The organism is Parasphingorhabdus sp. (assembly GCF_059726685.1).
Genome location: NZ_AP041068.1, coordinates 2,296,854 through 2,315,351 on the forward strand (window position 1 = coordinate 2,296,854; position 18,498 = coordinate 2,315,351).

General features: G+C 53.5%; 18 protein-coding genes. 12 read left to right on the plus strand and 6 right to left on the minus strand.

What is annotated here, in order from left to right:
- Positions 1-20 precede the first annotated feature (20 nt).
- Genes AC6I9Z_RS11395 through AC6I9Z_RS11430 form a run of 8 tightly spaced genes read left to right on the plus strand, consistent with a single transcriptional unit; the run spans position 21 to position 9,731 of the window.
- Positions 21-1,676, plus strand: coding sequence for an electron transfer flavoprotein-ubiquinone oxidoreductase (locus tag AC6I9Z_RS11395; protein ID WP_461455944.1), 1,656 nt, complete (start codon positions 21-23; stop codon positions 1,674-1,676).
- A gap of 34 nt (positions 1,677-1,710) precedes the next feature.
- Positions 1,711-3,333 carry a tetratricopeptide repeat protein gene (locus AC6I9Z_RS11400; protein ID WP_461455945.1) on the plus strand — a complete coding sequence of 541 codons (1,623 nt, stop codon included), beginning with the start codon at positions 1,711-1,713 and terminating at the stop codon, positions 3,331-3,333.
- On the plus strand, positions 3,333-4,187 hold the full coding sequence (locus AC6I9Z_RS11405) for a 4-(cytidine 5'-diphospho)-2-C-methyl-D-erythritol kinase (RefSeq protein WP_461455946.1): 855 nt from the start codon (positions 3,333-3,335) through the stop codon (positions 4,185-4,187). The genes AC6I9Z_RS11400 and AC6I9Z_RS11405 overlap by 1 nt, the downstream gene beginning before the upstream one ends.
- On the plus strand, positions 4,184-4,909 hold the full coding sequence (locus tag AC6I9Z_RS11410; protein WP_461455947.1) for an N-formylglutamate amidohydrolase: 726 nt from the start codon (positions 4,184-4,186) through the stop codon (positions 4,907-4,909). Before AC6I9Z_RS11405 ends, AC6I9Z_RS11410 begins: the two co-directional genes overlap by 4 nt.
- Positions 4,910-4,969: 60 nt before the next feature.
- Positions 4,970-6,691: a dihydroxy-acid dehydratase gene (ilvD, locus tag AC6I9Z_RS11415; RefSeq protein ID WP_461455948.1), complete on the plus strand. Its 1,722-nt coding sequence runs from the start codon at positions 4,970-4,972 to the stop codon at positions 6,689-6,691.
- Positions 6,672-7,112, plus strand: coding sequence for a hypothetical protein (locus AC6I9Z_RS11420; RefSeq protein WP_461455949.1), 441 nt, complete (start codon positions 6,672-6,674; stop codon positions 7,110-7,112). Before ilvD ends, AC6I9Z_RS11420 begins: the two co-directional genes overlap by 20 nt.
- 7 nt (positions 7,113-7,119) lie before the next feature.
- Complete coding sequence (locus AC6I9Z_RS11425) at positions 7,120-8,523, plus strand: NAD(P)H-hydrate dehydratase (RefSeq protein ID WP_461455950.1); 1,404 nt, start codon at positions 7,120-7,122, stop codon at positions 8,521-8,523.
- A complete protein-coding gene (locus tag AC6I9Z_RS11430; RefSeq protein ID WP_461455951.1) occupies positions 8,520-9,731 on the plus strand; it encodes a class I SAM-dependent RNA methyltransferase in 1,212 nt (403 codons plus the stop codon). Before AC6I9Z_RS11425 ends, AC6I9Z_RS11430 begins: the two co-directional genes overlap by 4 nt.
- 10 nt (positions 9,732-9,741) lie before the next feature.
- Here AC6I9Z_RS11430 and AC6I9Z_RS11435 read toward each other — a convergent pair whose 3' ends face one another.
- From AC6I9Z_RS11435 to AC6I9Z_RS11460, 6 genes are all read right to left on the minus strand, one after another.
- Positions 9,742-10,701 carry a carbon-nitrogen hydrolase family protein gene (locus tag AC6I9Z_RS11435; protein WP_461455952.1) on the minus strand — a complete coding sequence of 320 codons (960 nt, stop codon included), beginning with the start codon at positions 10,699-10,701 and terminating at the stop codon, positions 9,742-9,744.
- A gap of 18 nt (positions 10,702-10,719) precedes the next feature.
- Positions 10,720-11,154 carry an MAPEG family protein gene (locus AC6I9Z_RS11440; protein WP_461455953.1) on the minus strand — a complete coding sequence of 145 codons (435 nt, stop codon included), beginning with the start codon at positions 11,152-11,154 and terminating at the stop codon, positions 10,720-10,722.
- 29 nt (positions 11,155-11,183) lie between these two features.
- Complete coding sequence (locus AC6I9Z_RS11445) at positions 11,184-11,612, minus strand: MAPEG family protein (protein WP_461455954.1); 429 nt, start codon at positions 11,610-11,612, stop codon at positions 11,184-11,186.
- Between the two features lie 84 nt (positions 11,613-11,696).
- Positions 11,697-12,896, minus strand: coding sequence for a type III PLP-dependent enzyme domain-containing protein (locus tag AC6I9Z_RS11450; protein ID WP_461455955.1), 1,200 nt, complete (start codon positions 12,894-12,896; stop codon positions 11,697-11,699).
- A 188-nt stretch (positions 12,897-13,084) separates the two neighbouring features.
- Positions 13,085-14,248: a carboxynorspermidine decarboxylase gene (locus AC6I9Z_RS11455; RefSeq protein ID WP_461455956.1), complete on the minus strand. Its 1,164-nt coding sequence runs from the start codon at positions 14,246-14,248 to the stop codon at positions 13,085-13,087.
- Entirely contained in the window at positions 14,249-15,466 is a 1,218-nt protein-coding gene (locus tag AC6I9Z_RS11460) for a saccharopine dehydrogenase family protein (RefSeq protein ID WP_461455957.1), read from the minus strand.
- Between the two features lie 53 nt (positions 15,467-15,519).
- Between AC6I9Z_RS11460 and AC6I9Z_RS11465 the strand changes: the two genes are divergently transcribed.
- The 4 genes from AC6I9Z_RS11465 (at position 15,520) to AC6I9Z_RS11480 (ending at position 18,451) form a co-directional block, all read left to right on the plus strand.
- Positions 15,520-16,500 carry a threonine ammonia-lyase gene (locus AC6I9Z_RS11465; protein WP_461455958.1) on the plus strand — a complete coding sequence of 327 codons (981 nt, stop codon included), beginning with the start codon at positions 15,520-15,522 and terminating at the stop codon, positions 16,498-16,500.
- A 38-nt stretch (positions 16,501-16,538) separates the two neighbouring features.
- A complete protein-coding gene (locus tag AC6I9Z_RS11470) occupies positions 16,539-17,108 on the plus strand; it encodes a sigma-70 family RNA polymerase sigma factor (RefSeq protein WP_461455959.1) in 570 nt (189 codons plus the stop codon).
- On the plus strand, positions 17,101-17,817 hold the full coding sequence (locus tag AC6I9Z_RS11475; RefSeq protein WP_461455960.1) for an anti-sigma factor: 717 nt from the start codon (positions 17,101-17,103) through the stop codon (positions 17,815-17,817). The genes AC6I9Z_RS11470 and AC6I9Z_RS11475 overlap by 8 nt, the downstream gene beginning before the upstream one ends.
- A gap of 82 nt (positions 17,818-17,899) precedes the next feature.
- Positions 17,900-18,451 (plus strand): fasciclin domain-containing protein, encoded by a 552-nt coding sequence (locus AC6I9Z_RS11480; RefSeq protein ID WP_461455961.1) that lies wholly within the window; start codon positions 17,900-17,902, stop codon positions 18,449-18,451.
- The last annotated feature ends 47 nt before the right edge of the window (positions 18,452-18,498 follow it).

Sequence of the window (18,498 nt, forward strand, 5' to 3'; positions counted from 1 at the left end):
TTGAATACAGGAAAAATACAATGAGTGAACGAGAATCTATGCCTTATGACGTGGTCATTGTTGGTGGGGGACCAGCAGGACTAAGCGCGGCTATCCGCTTCAAACAAATGGCCGATGAAGCGGGCAAGGATCTCTCGGTGTGTATTTTGGAAAAAGGTTCCGAAATCGGTGCGCATATCCTGTCCGGCGCAGTTGTTGATCCAAAAGCACTTGATGAACTGCTTCCCAATTGGCGTGAAGAAGATTGCCCGATGGCAGCGGTTCCTGTGACTGACAACCAGCATTGGGTTCTGACCAAGAACAAGAAATTCTCCATTCCGCACATTATGACACCGCCTTTCATGCATAATAAGGGAACCTACACAGGGTCGCTCGGCAATTTGTGTCGTTGGCTTGGTGAGCGTGCCGAAAACATGGGTGTCGAGATTTTTCCGGGATTTGCTGCCGCTGAAATTCTCTACAACGAAGATGGTTCCGTTAAAGGTGTCGCGACAGGTGACATGGGCGTAGCACGCGATGGCAGTCGCAAGCCTGACTATCAGCCAGGTCTGGAACTCCATGCAAAATATACTTTCTTTGCAGAGGGTGTTCGCGGACATCTCACAAAAATTCTGAAAGAGAAGTTCGCGCTGGATAAGGATAGCCAACCACAGATTTACGGCCTTGGTATCAAGGAATTGTGGGATATTGATCCCGACAAGCATGTCCCAGGCCGTGTCATTCACAGTCAGGGCTGGCCATTGGGAGAGGGTTCTAACGGCGGCGGTTTTCTTTACCATCAAGCCGATAATCAGGTGGCTTTAGGCTTCGTCACGTGGCTCAACTATGAAAACCCCTATCTATCTCCGTTTGAAGAAATGCAGCGCTGGAAGCAGCATCCCGAAATCCGCAAGATTTTGGAAGGTGGCAAACGCATTTCCTATGGTGCCCGCGCAATTAATGACGGCGGCTTCCAATCTGTGCCGAAACTGTACTTCCCCGGCGGTGCGCTGATCGGCTGTTCTGCCGGTTTTGTGAATGTTCCGCGGATCAAGGGTACGCATACAGCGATGAAAACCGGAATGATGGCAGCGGAGGCGGCTTTTGAGGCCATTGTTGCTGATCGTCAAAGTGATGAATTGGCAGCCTATGGCACAGCTTATGAAAATAGCTGGGTGCGTGAAGAACTACGTATTGTTCGCAACGTTCTGCCTGCCGCCGAAAAATATGGCGATTTTCTGGGTTCGATCATCGCTGGCATCAACATGTGGGCGGAGAATTTCAAAATCAAAATGCCTTTCACGATGAAGCATCATCCGGATCATACGCGTCTGAAACGGGCAGAACATTGTGAACCTATCGAATATCCAAAACCCGATGGCGTGATAAGCTTTGATCGTTTGTCTTCGGTATTTTTATCCAATACCAACCATGAAGAAGATCAGCCGGTTCACTTGCAATTGAAGGACGCATCTATGCCGGTGGATGTGAATCTACCCGTATTTGCGGGACCATCGCAGCGTTACTGCCCAGCAGGGGTCTATGAATTTGTCGAAGACGATGCCGGCAATCCGAAATTCCAGATCAACGCGCAGAATTGCGTCCACTGCAAAACCTGTGATATCAAAGACCCGAACCAGAATATCAACTGGGTTGTACCCGAAGGCGGCGGAGGTCCCAATTACCCCAATATGTAAACCAGGTTTTGGCGTATTTATCATTGCCGCATTATTGAGTGGCCCGGCTCTTGCCAAGCGCAGCAATGGAGCTGATGCGCTTAACCGATATGTCGAAGCACGATTGGCAGAATCGTCGGACAAACCGGAAGCCGCCGCGGCTATCTATGCAGAAACCCTGAAGGAACAGCCGGACAACCTGTTGTTGGCGAGCAAAGCTTACGTAAAAGCGATTGAATCCGGCGATTTTGATCTGGCAATCAAAGCGATCCGGACCTTGGACACACGCGGCGGTATTGATGCGGAAATGCCTTTGCTTTTATTTGCCGATGCCTTTTCACGTCGCGACTATAAGGCGGCCGAAATAGCTTCTCTGCAGCTTGAATCCTTGCAGAATTTTGGTTTTTTAACACCATTTCTGAACGCTTGGCTTTCCACTGCTGACCGAAAAAGCCCACTTGCGGATCTTGCCGCAGCCAAGAAAGACACGACCGGTACCTACTATCATCAGGAACAATTGATATTGCACGCTTTGGCTCGCGGCTACGAAGACGATGTCATGCAACTGATCGATGCGATTGTTGATCGCAATGAAGCACGCATGGCGCCGGTGCGTATTGTCATTGCCCGTCATTTCCTGGCCAAGGGCGACGAAGAGACCGCCCTGGGAATATTGAATAAAAAACGCACGGGCCCGGAAAGGAAAATGTTCGAAGATATAGAGCTTGGCAAAGGTGGGGCGTTTTCCCAGAGGGTGGATACGCAGGTGGGAACAAGCTTTCTTCTGCAGCGGCTGGCATCTGATTTGGGATCCCAGCGGGCCTATTTTCTTGGCTTGGTTAGCGCACAGGCAGCCGCCCAGATTTCGCCAGATAATGACTATGGGCAGCTGATATTGGCCGAGGCTTACGGTAATACCGAAAATAATCAGGCCGCCCGGACAGCACTCAAGGAAATAGCCAGTGACAGTGCCTACGCCTTGCTGGCCATCAGCATGGAGGTGGCGCGCTATGTTGACGATGAAGATTACACAAGCGCGCAAAAACGCTTGAGCAAAATCACTGACGCCATGCCTGAGACGCCTGAATTGAGGGCTTTGCTGGGGCAACTGCTTCAGGCAAGCGATAATCACAAAGAAGCTGCCACAGCCTTTGAACAAGCTATAGCATTGGCGGAAAAGAGAGGCGCTCCAGATGCGTTACTTGCATCATACTGGCTGTCACTGGGCGCCGCACAGGAACAGGCGGGACTTTGGCCCGCAGGTCTAAACTCACTGAAAAAAGCCGACATGTTACAGCCTGATTCGGCGAGCATATTGAACTATCTGGGTTATGCGCAGCTGGAACGCCGCGAAAATACTGCTTCCGCGATCGCTGCCATCCGCAGGGCACATAAACTTCGGTCATCTTCCCCCGCGATTACCGATTCTCTGGGCTGGGCCTATTATGTCACCGGTGAGCATGAAAAAGCGGTCGGATATCTCGAACTGGCCCGGGCAGGGGAGCCACAGGACCCGACGATCAATGAACATCTGGGCGATGCCTATTGGGCGGTCGGGCGCAAATATGAGGCGCGCTATGCTTGGAAATCAGCGAAGTTATTCGCTGATGCTGAAGATATGCAGCGCCTGAAGGAAAAAATCGACGTGGGCCTTCGTGCCGATCTTGTTTCTCCTTAATGTCCCAAAAAGATCAGAATGTTGGCGATAGCGAAATCGCGTGCGCAAAGATCAATCTTGCGCTGCACGTCCGCAAGCGTCTCGCCAATGGCTATCATGACATTGAGACAGTGTTTGCTTTTCTTGACCATGGGGATTTGCTGTCCGTCGAACCGCACGACGAGATCACGCTGTCGATCAGAGGCCCCTTTGCCAAGGGCCTGAGCGATAAGGACAATCTGGTGCTGGACGCCGCCCGTCTGTTGGCCTCTCACGCTAGCGAGTCATGCGGTGTGAGAATTCTTCTCGACAAACGCTTGCCTATTGCCTCGGGTATTGGCGGTGGCTCCGCTGATGCCGCAGCGGCACTTCGCTTGCTAAACCGCTATTGGGCTACCGGGCTATCGCTGTCTGAACTTGCGGAACTTTCTGCCCCGCTGGGGGCCGATGTGCCAGCTTGCGTTGTCAATCAGACATGTATCGGAAAGGGAATTGGGCAGGATCTGATGCCCTTGTACAATGGCGCGCTGGCGGGGCATTTTGTGCTTTTGGTAAACCCGCTCGTTCCGGTATCTACAGCATCCATTTTTAGCGATTGGGATGGCGTCGACCGCGGCGCCCTGCCTGCTGGAAGCCCTCTGGATATTGTCCTGTCCGGACGCAATGATTTGCAGGGCCCGGCAGAGCGACTTGTTCCTGTCATTGGCGATATTTTATCGAAGTTGAATGAAACAGGCGCCTTGGCTTCAAGAATGTCGGGATCAGGCGCGACCTGCTTTGCTCTTTATGAAACAGAACATCAGGCGGGGGATGCCGGAAAAATGATCAACGCGGCATTGCCAGATAGCTGGACGATGATCGGAGGACTGAGATGACCGAAGCGTTCGAAATTTTCGGAGTTCCGCAAGAACACAGCGTACTGGTCGTAGTTGATCATGCCGCCAATCATGTTCCAGATGATATTGACCTTGGTATCGCGCCGGAGCTTCTGGAAGATCATATCGCTTATGATATCGGCGTTGCCAATATCGCGCGCAACATGGCCGAGACGCCGGGTTACCTGTCGATATTGGGAACAGTTTCTCGCCTTGTGGTCGATCTCAATCGCTTTCCCGATGAACCCGGCGTAATTCCGCTGCGCAGTGACGGCGTGCTGCTAACCGGGAACGCCATCGGGGACAGAGAGAGAAATGCGCGTCTGGACCGGTTTTTCCATCCATATCATGATCGCGTTGCGGAGCTGATCCGCGATCTCGACCCAGCGCTGGTTTTGTTTCTGCACAGCTTTACACCGATGCTACGGTCTGACGAAATCGCCAAGAGACCCTGGGAAATCGGGGTCCTTTACAATGAACAGGAAGCTGCCTCTCACCTCGCCATCCAGCATCTGGAAGAGGAAGGACTGGTTGTTGGTGACCAGCAACCCTATTCAGGCAAAGACCTCCACGCGACGATGAAACGGCAGGCGGAAGATATCGGCAAAGCCTATACAGAAATCGAGATTCGGCAGGATTTGATTGCACATGAAACCGGTCAGCGCCGTTTTTCAGAAATATTGTTACGAATTTGTGATAAAGTACGAACAGGGCTTGCGTGAGAGACGCAGTTTTGGAAGGAGGATCGGCAATTACAGCCACCTCTTTTGCAGGATCAATAAATGACCCGGACGTTCGATAAATCCAAACTACCAAGCCGCCATGTCAGTGTCGGCCCGGAACGCGCACCACAGCGCAGCTATTATTATGCCATGGGCATGACCGAAGAAGACATCGCCAAACCATTTGTCGGCATTGCGTCTGCTGGCAATGACAGCGCGCCTTGCAATACATTGCTGGATGCACAGGCGGATATGGCACGTCAAGGCGTCATCGAAGCCGGCGGCACCCCGCGCCGGTTCAATACGATCACCGTGACTGACGGTATCGCCATGGGTCATCAGGGAATGAAATCCTCACTCATATCGCGTGAAGTGATTGCTGACTCGGTGGAGCTCAGTGTGCGCGGCCATTGTTACGACGCATTGGTAACCTATGCGGGCTGCGATAAAAGCCTACCCGGCATGATGATGGCGATGTTGCGGCTCAATGTGCCTTCTATATTTGTCTATGGAGGCTCCATATTGCCGGGCCGTTTCCACGACGAAGACGTTACTGTTGTGGATGTTTTTGAAGCTGTCGGCCAGCATAGCGCCGGAAATTGCCCACTGCAGGAACTGATCGAACTCGAGAAAGTGGCGTGCCCCGGTCACGGAGCATGTGGCGGTCAGTTTACCGCCAACACCATGGCCTGTGTCGCTGAGGCGATCGGATTGTCATTGCCCAACAGCAATATGGCCCCGGCCCCCTACGAAAGCCGTGATGACATGGCGGTGGCGGCAGGACGTCAGGTTATGGATTTGATCGAACGCAACCTGCGTCCACGCGATATCTGCACCAGAGAGGCTTTTGTGAACGCGGCCCGTATCGTTGCCGCCACTGGCGGTTCAACCAATGCGGCGCTTCATCTGCCAGCCATGGCAAGCGAGGCGGGTATAGATTTTGATCTGTTTGATGTGGCAGAAGCCTTCAAATCGACGCCTTATCTGGCTGATCTGAAGCCGGGCGGCAAATATGTCGCGAGAGACATGCATAATGCTGGTGGTGTCTATATGCTGATGAAAACCATGATGGATAATGATCTGCTGAACGGTGATTGCATCACGGTCACCGGCAAGACATTAGGCGAAAATATTGAAGAGATTACATGGAATAGTGACCAGAAGGTCATATATGATGTGAAGAATGCGATTACCGAAACCGGCGGCGTAGTCGGCTTGAAGGGATCGCTCGCACCGGAAGGTGCAATCGTGAAAGTCGCTGGAATGGCGCGTTTACAGTTTCGCGGTCCAGCACAAATATTCGAATGTGAAGAAGATGCCTTTGATGCCGTCGAAAAGCGCGAGATCAAGGAAGGCTCCGTCATCATCATCCGCAACGAAGGCCCGAAGGGTGGTCCGGGCATGCGCGAGATGCTGGCAACCACGGCTGCGCTTTATGGTCAGGGTATGGGCGAGAAGGTCGCCCTTATCACCGATGGCCGTTTTTCGGGCGCAACGCGGGGTTTCTGCATCGGTCATGTTGGGCCAGAGGCAGCCGATGGTGGCCCAATCGGTTTGGTCGAAGACGGCGATATGATAAATATCGACGCTGAGGCAGGTACAATCGATCTTGAAGTTGATGAGAAAACCCTGGAAGAACGCCGTTCACGTTATACGCCTCATGTGAATGATTATGGGTCAGGTGCATTATGGCGCTATGCCCAGAATGTTGGCCCGGCCTATAAGGGCGCTGTTACTCATCCCGGAGCGAAAGCGGAAAAACATGTCTATGCGGATATATAGCGGTTTTGCAGTTATCTTGCTTGTGACAGCATGCGGAAAGCCGGACAATGGAAGACTGGCCGAAGCAGAAGATAGTGCAGCGGCTCAGGCCGCCGATGACGGCAGGATCGAATGTGCGATCAATGGCGATAGCGACTTTTCAAGCGGCTGCCAAACGGAACGCCTGTCCGGCGAAAATGGCGTAACCCTTATCGTGCGGCATCCCGACGGCGGTTTTCGCCGGTTCAATGTCCTAACCGACGGTCGCGGGTTGGAAGCTGCTGACGGATCGGAGAAAGCCAGGATCGAGATTGTCGAAGATGACAAGATCCTGGTAAGTGTCGGTTCCGATAAATATCTCATGTCAGCGCGCATGAAGACATCAGACACGGCAGATGCCGCCAATCAAGCGGAAGAACCGGCACCACAAGCCGGGAACTAGGCGCGCTATGCTCAATCATGGGCATATCCTGACTGCTGCCGAGATGCAGGCTGCCGAACAGCGGCTCATAGATAGCGGAACATCCGTAATCGAGCTGATGCACAGGGCCGGAACCGGGGCCGCTGAATATATCTGGCGGGCCGCACCACATTGCCCCACTTTGGTGCTCTGTGGTCCCGGCAATAATGGCGGTGACGGATATGTCATTGCCCAGGCGTTGCTTGAAAAAGGGACCGACGTCGCCATAGCGGCGAGCGGCGAACCTGCGACGGATGCGGCGAAAAACGCAAAATCTCTGTGGCAGGGACAAACATATGCACTGGATGATGCTCGACCGGCGAAGCAATTTGTCGATTGCCTGTTTGGAACCGGACTCACCCGACCAGTATCCGGCACTCTATTGGATCAACACCAACGGCTGTTCGACGGGGCAGGGCGACGGGCAGCGGTTGATTTACCCAGCGGAATCGAAACCGATACCGGCGCGACACTCAATCCGGTTTCCCGATATGACCTGACTATTGCGCTGGGAGCCTTCAAGCCTGCCCATTATCTTGCACCAGCTTCGGGGTTTATGGGATATCTGGCCAGGGTCGAGATAGGCGTTGATGCAGCCTCAACCGTCCAGTTACTAGCGCGACCGACAATGGAGGCGCCTAAGACAGAAGATCACAAATATACAAGAGGGCTTGTTGCTGTTGTCGCTGGCCGCATGCCGGGAGCGGCCAAACTGACTGGCCTAGCCGCTCAGCGATCAGGGGCTGGCTATGTGAAGATATTCGCTGGCCCTGACTTCTCATCGCCCAATCATAGCATCGTTGTCGAACCTTATGAGAATGGGATTCAACTGCAAGAGCAATTATCCGATGACAGGATTACGATCATTGTCATCGGGCCAGGGCTGGGCCGTGACAGTCATGCGGAAAAGCTCTTGGATTTGGTCTTGGATATCGAAAAGCCGGTTTTGCTCGATGCCGATGCTTTGATTCTTTTGGGCAGAAGGGATCTCAGCGGTCTGAAAGATCGATCATCTCCGGTCATCATGACACCGCATACCGGTGAATTTGCGGCAATGTCCGGAAACGGCAAAGGTTCGAAAATCGATCTCACGAAGATACTGGCTATCGATAGCGGTGCTGTTGTCGTTCACAAGGGCAGCGACAGCGTGATTGCCAATGCTGAAGGCGCGGTGTCTCTGTCACCCTCATCGTCAAGCTGGCTTTCTACAGCAGGAACGGGCGACGTTCTTGCCGGTATGATCGCAGCCCGCTTTGCGAATGAGAAAGACGCTTTCCTGGCCGCAAAACAGGGGCGGTGGCTGCATGGCCGTGCTGCGAAACTCGCCGGGCCCAGTTTTTCACCGGAGATACTGATTGATCATATCCCGAAAGCGCTACAAGAGTGCTTATGAGCACCGAAACCGATTCAAATATCATCTTGCGTGTTGCAGCCAAAGGCGATGGCGTGACCGCTGATGGCCGCCATGTCGCCTTTTCAGCGCCGCTTGATCGGTTGAGTGAAGAAGGCGGTCTTATAAAAGGCCCGCATCACGTCGACCCGCCTTGCCAGCATTTCAAGGAATGTGGCGGGTGCAGCCTGCAACATCTGGATGATGAAAGCTATGCGCAATTTGTAATTGACCGTGTCGCTTATGCGCTGGAGGGGCAGGGGCTTAGTGCGGGAACATTGCATCCTCCTCAGATTTCAAAACCCAACAGCCGTATCCGGGCCAGCCTGCGCGCGGCGATGATGGGGAAAAGCTTCAAGCTCGGGTTTAGCGGGGCGGGCAGTCATAGAATTGTTGATCTCAAGCAATGCGAAATCATGCGGCCCGAGCTTTTTGCCGTGATTGACCCGTTGCGCATTTTTTTGAAATCGGTGGCCCGGCGCAAGCATGACATGAATGTCGAGATCAGTCTGGCCGATCAAGGTGTTGACCTGTGTGTAAAAAATTATGAGCCGGAAAGTCTCGAACAACGCGAGGCGTTGGCTGCCTTTGCGCAGGCCAATAATCTAGCTCGGCTGTCCGTCGATAATGGTTATGGTCCCGAAACGCAGTGGGAGCCCGAGCCAGTTACGGTAACATTTAACGGCATAGCGGTGGCCTTGCCGCATAACAGTTTCCTGCAGCCCACAGTGGAGGGAAAAGCCGCACTGGTCGCCGCGATGCTGGAAACCGTCGGCGATACCAAATTGGTCGCAGATCTGTTTGCGGGTCTTGGTACATTCACATTTGCACTCGGTGACAGTCATAAGGTCTATGCCGCGGAAGGGTCCCGGGATGCAATCGGGGCGCTGAAAATGGCCGCGAACCTGTCCGATCGTCAGATATTTACGGAACATCGTGATCTGTTCCGGCGAGCTCTCAGTCCAGAAGAACTGAACCGGTTTGGAGCAGTAATATTGGATCCGCCTCGTGCCGGTGCGCGGGATCAGATTGCGCAGATCGCGCAATCGGATGTGCCGAAGATTTGCTACATAAGTTGCAACCCCGCAAGCTTTGCGCGTGACGCAAAACAACTTTGTGATGCCGGGTATAAGCTGGACGCGTTGTGGCCTGTGGGTCAATTTCTATGGTCGACCCACGTGGAGCTGGTTTCTAGCTTTACCAAGGCATAGACGGGATAATCTAGTCCCCGGACCAGTTCACGCCGGCCTTTGACCGCGTATCAACCGTCAGGTCAAACACGTCCGCTCTGGAATAATGGCCGTCTACGTCGAGTGCAGCCTTTGCTTCCTTGCCAGCATCGAGATCGATTTCAGTCGCGAGGATCATGTCCTTTTCACCCGCTTCTGCCAGAATAGTGGCATCAGGCGCGACAATGATGCTTTGACCAAATTGTAGCTGTGTGTCTGGAATTTCTTTAAAGAGCGCCAGCGCTTCGTCATTGCCACCGACCAGTTTCAGTCCTTCCAGCAAATGATCGCGATGCAACAATGTGCCCACGGCCAGCACATGACACCCGCCCTCAAAGGCATAATGGCGCGAGGCAATCTGATAGGTCTCCCTCACCGTCGGCCAGGCGGCGACATGGACGTCTTCCCGCAAGTTATGCATTGCAGCGCGAGCAAGCGGCATCCAGTGCTCCCAGCAAATCAGGTTCCCCGCGCGGCCCCAATCGGCTTGATGCACATTGATGGTTGAGCCATCGCCGCGGTTCCAGATCAAGCGCTCGCCATGGGTAGGGACCAGCTTGCGATGGTTTAAAACCGGCATGTCCGGGCGGAACAGCATCTGGTTGTTGTAAAGGCTAGAGCGCAGGCGTTCATGCACGCCAATGGAAATGCAGAGCTTCTTCGTATCCGCCAGCTCCTGCAGTGGCGCCAGTCGCGGGTCATTTTCGACGATCGCCTGATCCATCAAGATGCGGTGCAGGGCCTTGCTGCCCGGATGATCCCACAGCGCGGCGCCGGGTGCCTCATCAAGCCAGATTGGATAACCGCCGAGAAACGTCTCTCCAAAGCCAATCATCCGGACGCCTTCGTCGCTGGCCTTGCGGACTAAATCGACGGCCTGTTCAATGCCCTTGTCAATGCATAGGGGAACCGGTGCCGCCTGGACTATTGCGACATTCAAGAGATTGGACATGGGGAGGGCCGTTTCTGGTTAGTGGAACACCGCAAGCGCTGCATGGATAGCCAGAGCGATAATACACAGGCTGGACAAAGCAAATACCAAAAAGCGATACATGATCTTGTTCACCGTTGCCTGGATCAGGCTGTGCAGGACGCGTAAGCCAACATAAGCCCAAGCGATAGTCAGGTTCAGACCATCTCCCTGTCCGACAATCGCCAACACGATGCAGACGGCGTAGAACAATGTCGGTTCGGTAAGCAGATGGTTATAGTTATGTGCCTTCCACTGCACTTCCGGTGGCAGCAGAGCGTCCAGACCACCAGCGGTGGATTCGCGACTCAGTTTGTCCGGATCTACCTTCGCCTTATTCATCGCCGGAATGCGTGTGACATACATCCATAACCACATGATCATGGTCCACAATATGAGCGCCACTACAGGCTGTAAGATAGGACTATTTTCCATTTCATTCCCCCAAAAAGATCATATAAAAATCATACAAAAGTCGTGAAAAACGCATTCATCGCCATGATCAGCAGACAGATTGTCGATGTTACGAACAGCAGAAAGCGTACATTCACGAGATTGACCGTCGCCTGCCAGATGCTGTGAGCGATCCGCAGCAATACGTAGGCCCAGGCCAGATACAGGTTGATCCCGGTCCCAGCCTCGGCGATCGCCAGGATGATGACCGTGGCGTAAAACAGCGTCGGCTGTTCCATCAGATGGGTATAATTGTGGGACTTCCACGCAACCTTATCAGGCAATTGCGGATCGACATCAGGACCTCGCCCCCCCGGTTTGGCCGTTATGTCGATACCCATTTTCTTGGCCGCTGGCAGCCGTGTTCCAGCCATCCAGAAAAGCATCACAAGTGACCAGATGACCAGCAGAGCCGCTGGCGCCAATATTGCAGTGCTCATGATAGCTTCCTCCCCTATTCGGCCAAATATGGGGCGGAACCTGCGTTACATATTGTAAATTGTCAAATGCAACTTAGTCGGACGTCATGCGCCGGGGAAGGACACCACGTTTTCGTGGTCCGTCCGGTCGAGATTATCGCCGACATAAACGCTCTCCATGGGCTCATCCGCCACGTCATAATCGTCGATCGATCCATAGCCGTTAAACTTGGTTCGCATCGCCGATCCATAGGCGCCGAGCATACCAATCTCGATATAGTCACCGGCCCTTACATCCGCGGGCAGGACAAAGGGACCCGCCATATGGTCCATGTCGTCGCAGGTGGGACCGTAGAAACTATATTCGGTCAAAACCGCGTTGTCCGAATAATTGCCCAGTAGTTGCACTGGGAAGCGCCAGCCAATATGGGCCGCGTCAAACAAGGTGCCGTAAGCGCCGTCATTAATGTAAAGCTCGTTCCCACGGCGCTGTTCAACCTTCACGATCAGCGAATTATATTCGGCGGCCAGCGCGCGGCCAGGCTCACACCAGAGTTCGGCGGAATAGCTGATCGGTAGATCTTCAAACGTCCGGTCAATCGCACTGAAATAATGGTTGAGTGAAGGCGGTGCCATATCGGGATATATGGACGGAAACCCGCCACCGACATTCACAATATCCACGGTGACTGAAGCCGCAACAATTGCGGTTCGCACGCGTTCCAGTGCGTGGACATAAGCCAGGGGCGTCATCGCCTGACTGCCAACATGGAAACAGATGCCCAGTTCATCAGCAACTTGACGACTACGCTGCAGCAGCTCGACAGACGCATCGACTTCCACACCGAATTTCGATGCCAGGCTGATCTGCGCAAATTCAGACGCCACTTTGATACGAACGCAAAGCGTCAAATCGTCCGCACCATCGGTCGCCCGCTCAATCTTCTCCAGCTCTTCGATGGAATCGAGCGAAAATACGCGCACACCATGATCAAAATAAGCTTCGCGGATGACCGCTTCGGACTTGATCGGATGCATGAAGCACAGCACCGCCTCTGGCAGCGTATTGTGGACGACACGTACTTCTTCAATCGACGCGACGTCATAGTGTGTCACGCCTTCATTGAACAAGAGCTTCAAAAGTGCAGGAGACGGGTTCGCCTTCACCGCATAGAGCGACTTGCCGGGAAACTGTTCGACAAAATAGCGGGCGGCCCGCCGCGCAGCGTGCGGGCGGTTCAGCAAAACTGGAATATCGGGGCTAAGAGCCTTCGTCAGCTCCTGCGCATCATGGAAATTGTGCAACTCAAGGGACCCCCTTAGATTTAAAGATCGATTGAGCTGCCTTGCGGAATCGCCATGCTGTATCGTGGTCGGCCATGGGGCAGCGGGGGCGGCTATATGCGCGCCTTTGCAATCTGTAAAGTCTCTATGACCGATAATTATGGCACAAATGCGGAATATTATTGCGATGCAGCAATTTCTGCCGGAATTTAACTGAGCCGATCGCGAAATTCCGTCCAGTCAAACGTCTTCACACAGCGCAAATCGTCGGTCTCGCTATTCCATAGCCAGATCGAGGGCAGCGGCACGCCGTTAAATGTGTTGGTTTTGACCATGGAATAATGGGCTTGATCCAGAAAGGCGATCCGCTGGCCAATATGCGCCGGTTCAGGCAGCCGGTAGTCGCCGATAATATCGCCCGCCAGACAGCTTGGTCCGCCAAGCCTGATGGCATCTCCTTCGCTGGCCTCACCAAGCATCGCAGGTCGATAAGGCGCTTCGATGACATCGGGCATGTGGCAAGTCGCTGAAATATCGGTTATGCCAACTGGCATGTCGTTATCGAAAACATCCAATATCTCACCGACCAATATACCGGCATCGAGCGCAACCGCTTCGCCTGGTTCGAGATAAATGTCGCAGTCCGATTTGGCCTTGAGGTCAGACAGGAATTGCACCAGCGCCTCGCGATCATAATCATCCCGCGTGATATGATGACCGCCGCCAAGATTGATCCAATCGAGCTGATCGAAATAGGGCGCAATCAGCGGTTCGATCTTGGCCCATGTCTGTTTCAGCGCATCGAAATTCTGCTCACAAAGATTGTGAAAATGGATGCCAGAAATCGCGCTAAAATGCTCTGGCTGCAATTGTGAAACGGGAAAACCCAATCGGCTATGCCGCTGGCTAGGATCATATTTGGGTGTTTCACCAAGAGCAAGTTCGGGGTTCAGGCGAAGGCCGATATCACAATTGCCCAACCACTGATCAGCCCCACTTTTCCACCTGTCGATCTGCGCTGGATTGTTGAAAGTGACATGATCGGAAAGCGTCAAAATCTCAGCAAGTTCTTCTGCTTTATAGGCCGGTGAATAGGTGCTGATGGAGCCATTAAACTGCTCTTTGGCGAGCTTCGCTTCCCACAGTCCTGATGCACAGAAACCGTCGAGATATTCATCGATTAGCGGCGCCATAGACCACATTGAAAAAGCCTTTAGCGCAAGCAGCACTTTTGCACCGGATCGCGCTTTTACATCGGCCAATATCTCAAGGTTCCGGCGAACAGCCGCTTCATCCACGACAAAGGCAGGCGAGGGGACCCGCGCCAGATCAAAATGCGCAAATGCGCCGGGATCGCCTGCTTTGGTTTCCATCTAAAATGCCAGAGGAGCGTCCAGCTCTTCCAGCGTCCAGGGCAAGCCATGCTCGTTCAGCATTTCCATAAACGGATCAGGGTCAAATTCTTCCATATTGAACACACCGTCACCGCTCCATTGACCGGACAGCATCAGCGCCGAACCGATCATCGCCGGCACGCCGGTGGTATAGCTTACGCCCTGATTGCCGGTTTCTTCAAATGCGGCTTCATGGCTGCAGATATTTTTCACATAGAGCGTTTTCTGTACGCCATCTTTTTCGCCGGTCGCGATCACGCCGATATTGGTGTTTCCTTTTGTCGTCTCGCCGAGACTGGCCGGTTCAGGCAATACGGCTTTCAGGAATTGCAGCGGTATGATCTCGCGGCCTTCATACATGACCGGATCAATGCGGGTCATGCCGACATTTTGCAGCACTTCGAGATGAGTCAAATAGGCATCACCAAAGGTCATCCAGAACCGGATGCGCTTGATTTCCGGGATATGAGTTTTGAGCGATTCAATTTCCTCATGATACATGAGATACATGTTCTTCGGGCCCACAGCCTCGAAATCAAATTCCTGTTTATGGGATAGAGCAGGGGTTTCGACCCATTCGCCGTTCTCCCAGTGGCGCGCCGGCGCAGTCACTTCGCGGATATTGATTTCCGGATTGAAATTAGTTGCGAAATGCTGGCCATGATCACCGCCATTGCAATCCAGAATATCGACTGTGTCGATCCGGTCGAAATGATGCTTCTTGAGCCAAGATGTGAAGATGGAAGTAACCCCCGGATCAAAGCCGGAGCCGAGCAGTGCCATGATACCGGCGTCCTTGAAGCGGTCCTGATAATCCCATTGCCATTTATATTCGAACTTGGCTTCATCGCGTGGTTCGTAATTGGCGGTGTCGAGATAATCCGTCTTCGTGGCCAGACACGCGTCCATGATTGGCAAATCCTGATAGGGCAACGCCAGATTGACCACCAGGGCAGGTTGCACCTGTTCGATCAGTGCGGTCATTGCGGGGACGTCATCCGCATCAATGGGCGCGGTTTCTATCGATACGCCAGTGCGGGTTTTGACGGACTCGGCGATGGCTTCACATTTGGACAGCGTACGACTGGCCAGCATGATCTCGGAAAACGGGCCTGTTTCTGCGGCTATTAGCTGCGCCATCTTGTGCACTGCCACTGAACTGACACCGCCTGCACCGATCACTAAAACCTTGCTCATGTTGTGCACTCATTTCGCTAGAGGAATCATCTAACCGCATATAGAAGGACGCCATGACAGAGCAATTACTTTTGGACCCGAACCGGAAACCTTCTGCCGAAGGCGTACAGCGGGCGGCAGACAAGGTTAGGGAAATCTTGCCGCAAACGCCGCTATTGCCGCTCACCGTCGATGGCAAGACGATCTGGTGCAAGGCGGAATGCCTGCAACCTATCGGTGCCTTCAAGATACGCGGGGGATGGCACCGTTTGACCGATCTCAGCACAGAGCAACGTCAAAGCGGTGTGGTGGCGTTTTCCAGCGGTAATCACGCGCAGGGTGTGGCTTGGGCGGCGCAGCGTCTTGGGGTCAGGGCAACCATCATCATGCCTGCCGATGCACCACTCGCCAAACTGGAGAATACCAAGAAACTGGGTGCGGAGGTGATCACCTATGATCGTCTTGCCGATTCCCGCGAACAACTGGCGGCAGAACTGGCCGGCGAGAGTGGGGCGGTTGTCGTTCCCAGTTTTGATGATCCGTGGATTATTGAAGGGCAGGGCAGCACCGGAGTCGAAATTCGAGAACAGATGATTGCTCAGGCCGGAACACCGCCAGACCATCTGGTAGCATGTTGTGGCGGTGGCGGACTGGCGACCGGGATATTACTGGTCAATCCAGAAGCGGACATAACGGTTGTCGAACCCGAAGGCTGGGACGATATGAAACGATCGCTGGAGGGCGGTAGCATTGTCCCGGTGCAGGATAATCCGCCGCCCACGGAATGCGATGCTTTGCAGACGCTTTTGGTTTCACCGCTGACTTTTGATGTTTTGAAAGCGCGGAAGGCTAATGCTTTGGCTGTAACCAAAGCGGAGGTGCATCACGCAATGCGGGTTGCGTTTGAAAGATTACGTCTGGTAGTGGAGCCCGGAGGGGCAGTGGCTTTGGCAGCGATTTTATCTGGCAAAGCGACTGCAACGGACAGAACAGTGATCACAATTTCGGGTGGCAATGTCGATCCGGAACGGTTTGCCGCCATAATAGGTGCTTGAAACTTCGGTAAATTGCCATAACCTCTGCGGATTAGGTCATGCCCCAAACCACTGAAACAGATCGCGCCCGCGCGCAGCTCTCCGCCCTGATCGGTCAGGCCGCTGGCGGTGACCGTCAGGCGTTTCAGGATATATATAATCTGACGTCGGCGAAACTTTTTGGTGTTTGCCTCCGTATCTTAAATGATCGCCAGGCATCGGAAGATGCACTGCAGGACGCTTATGTGAAAATCTGGCGCAATGCAGGGCGGTTTGATCCGCAGCGGGCCAGTCCGATAACATGGCTGGCAACCATCGCTCGCAACACCGCCATTGATCGAAAACGATCTGGCGGCAATCGGGTAATGGTTTCGGACGATGCCATTAAAGATATGGCAACGGATGAGCAAAGTGCATTGGATCGGCTGGAAAAACAGGAAGGTGCAGATATTTTGAACAAATGCCTCGATAGTCTGGAAGCACGGCAACGTAACGTGATCCGTACGGCTTTCTTTGAGGGGCATAGTTATAATGAGTTGGCGCAAAAACTGGATACTCCTCTGGGGACCGTCAAAAGCTGGGTTCGCCGGGGATTGAAGCGCTTGAAGGATTGCATGGACGATGGTTGACGAAACGGAACCCCTGAAGGATGGCGAAGCGCCGAATAATGAAACTCTAGCGGCAGAGCTGGTGCTTGGCCTGCTTGATGGTGATGAGAAGGCCACAGCGCTGCGCAAGCAACTATCCGATCCCGCATTTGCCAAGTCAGTTGATGACTGGAATCGGCGGGTCGATCCATTGTTTCAGGAGTTTCAGGATGTTGAGCCAGCTCCGTCTGTCTGGGATGGCATCGAAAGCCGACTGGATGGCGGCACCTTTGACGATACGGTTGTGCAGCTGAAACGTTGGCGAATGGGTGCGATTGCCTCGGGCGCGCTGGCCGCCTGTCTCGCGCTTGCTTTAATTGTTGGCCCGGGCCCCTTTGCGCCAACTTCCGAGTCCCAGTCTGTCGCGGTTGCGCAACTGACTGGCAAAATTGAGGGGCTGGTGCTTGCCGTGTCCTATGACCCCCAGACTGCCGAAATGCGGGTCGATGTTGACGGCATGCCCGAAACGGAAACCGAACCGGAACTGTGGATTGTAGGCCGCGACGGCTTACCCCGCTCGCTGGGCCAAATCGGCCGCGACGGTATCAGCCAGATGACGGTTTCCAGCGATCACCGGAAATTAATCGATGCCGCGGCAACGTTGCAACTTTCCATGGAACCACCCTCCGAAATACCCCATGCCAAACCTACCAGCGAACCGGTCGCTACCGGCAAGATAACAATTATCTGAATTTTTTTGCATCCGTTGGAATAGTCATTCCGTAACTCCTCGCATATCCAGCTTCGGATATGAATTTTTAGGAGTTACCCCCATGAAGAATATTCGTTTTTCCAAAGTCGCTGTTGCGCTAGTCGGTTCGCTGGCCTTGGTGAGTGGCGGCGGTGCTTACGCCAAGCATCATGCAGAAATGTCCTCACAAAACATAGTCGAGAAAGCCGCCAGTACAGATGATTTCTCCACTCTTGTGGCCGCAGTCACGGCAGCCGATCTCGCCGGCACCCTATCCAGCGATGGCCCTTTCACGGTTTTCGCACCGCTTAATTCTGCATTCGCAAAGCTTCCAGCAGGAACGGTCGAAACACTGGTAAAGCCCGAGAATAAAGAAACACTAACCTCGATACTGACCTATCATGTCGTATCGGGCCGTTTCAAAGCCAAGGATGTCATGGGTCTGATCAAACAGGCACCCGATGGCGTTGCTTCTATTCCAACTGTCCAGGGTGGTGCTTTAAAGGCCTCCATGGGTAGTGACGGTTCGCTGATGCTGACTGATGCCAAGGGCGGCACATCAAAGGTCGTGATGGCTGACGTCAACCAGTCCAATGGCGTCATTCACGCCATCGATACAGTTGTGATGCCTTAACCGACCGAATCCAAATGAATCCCTCCTAGCCTGCAGCGCGAACGCGC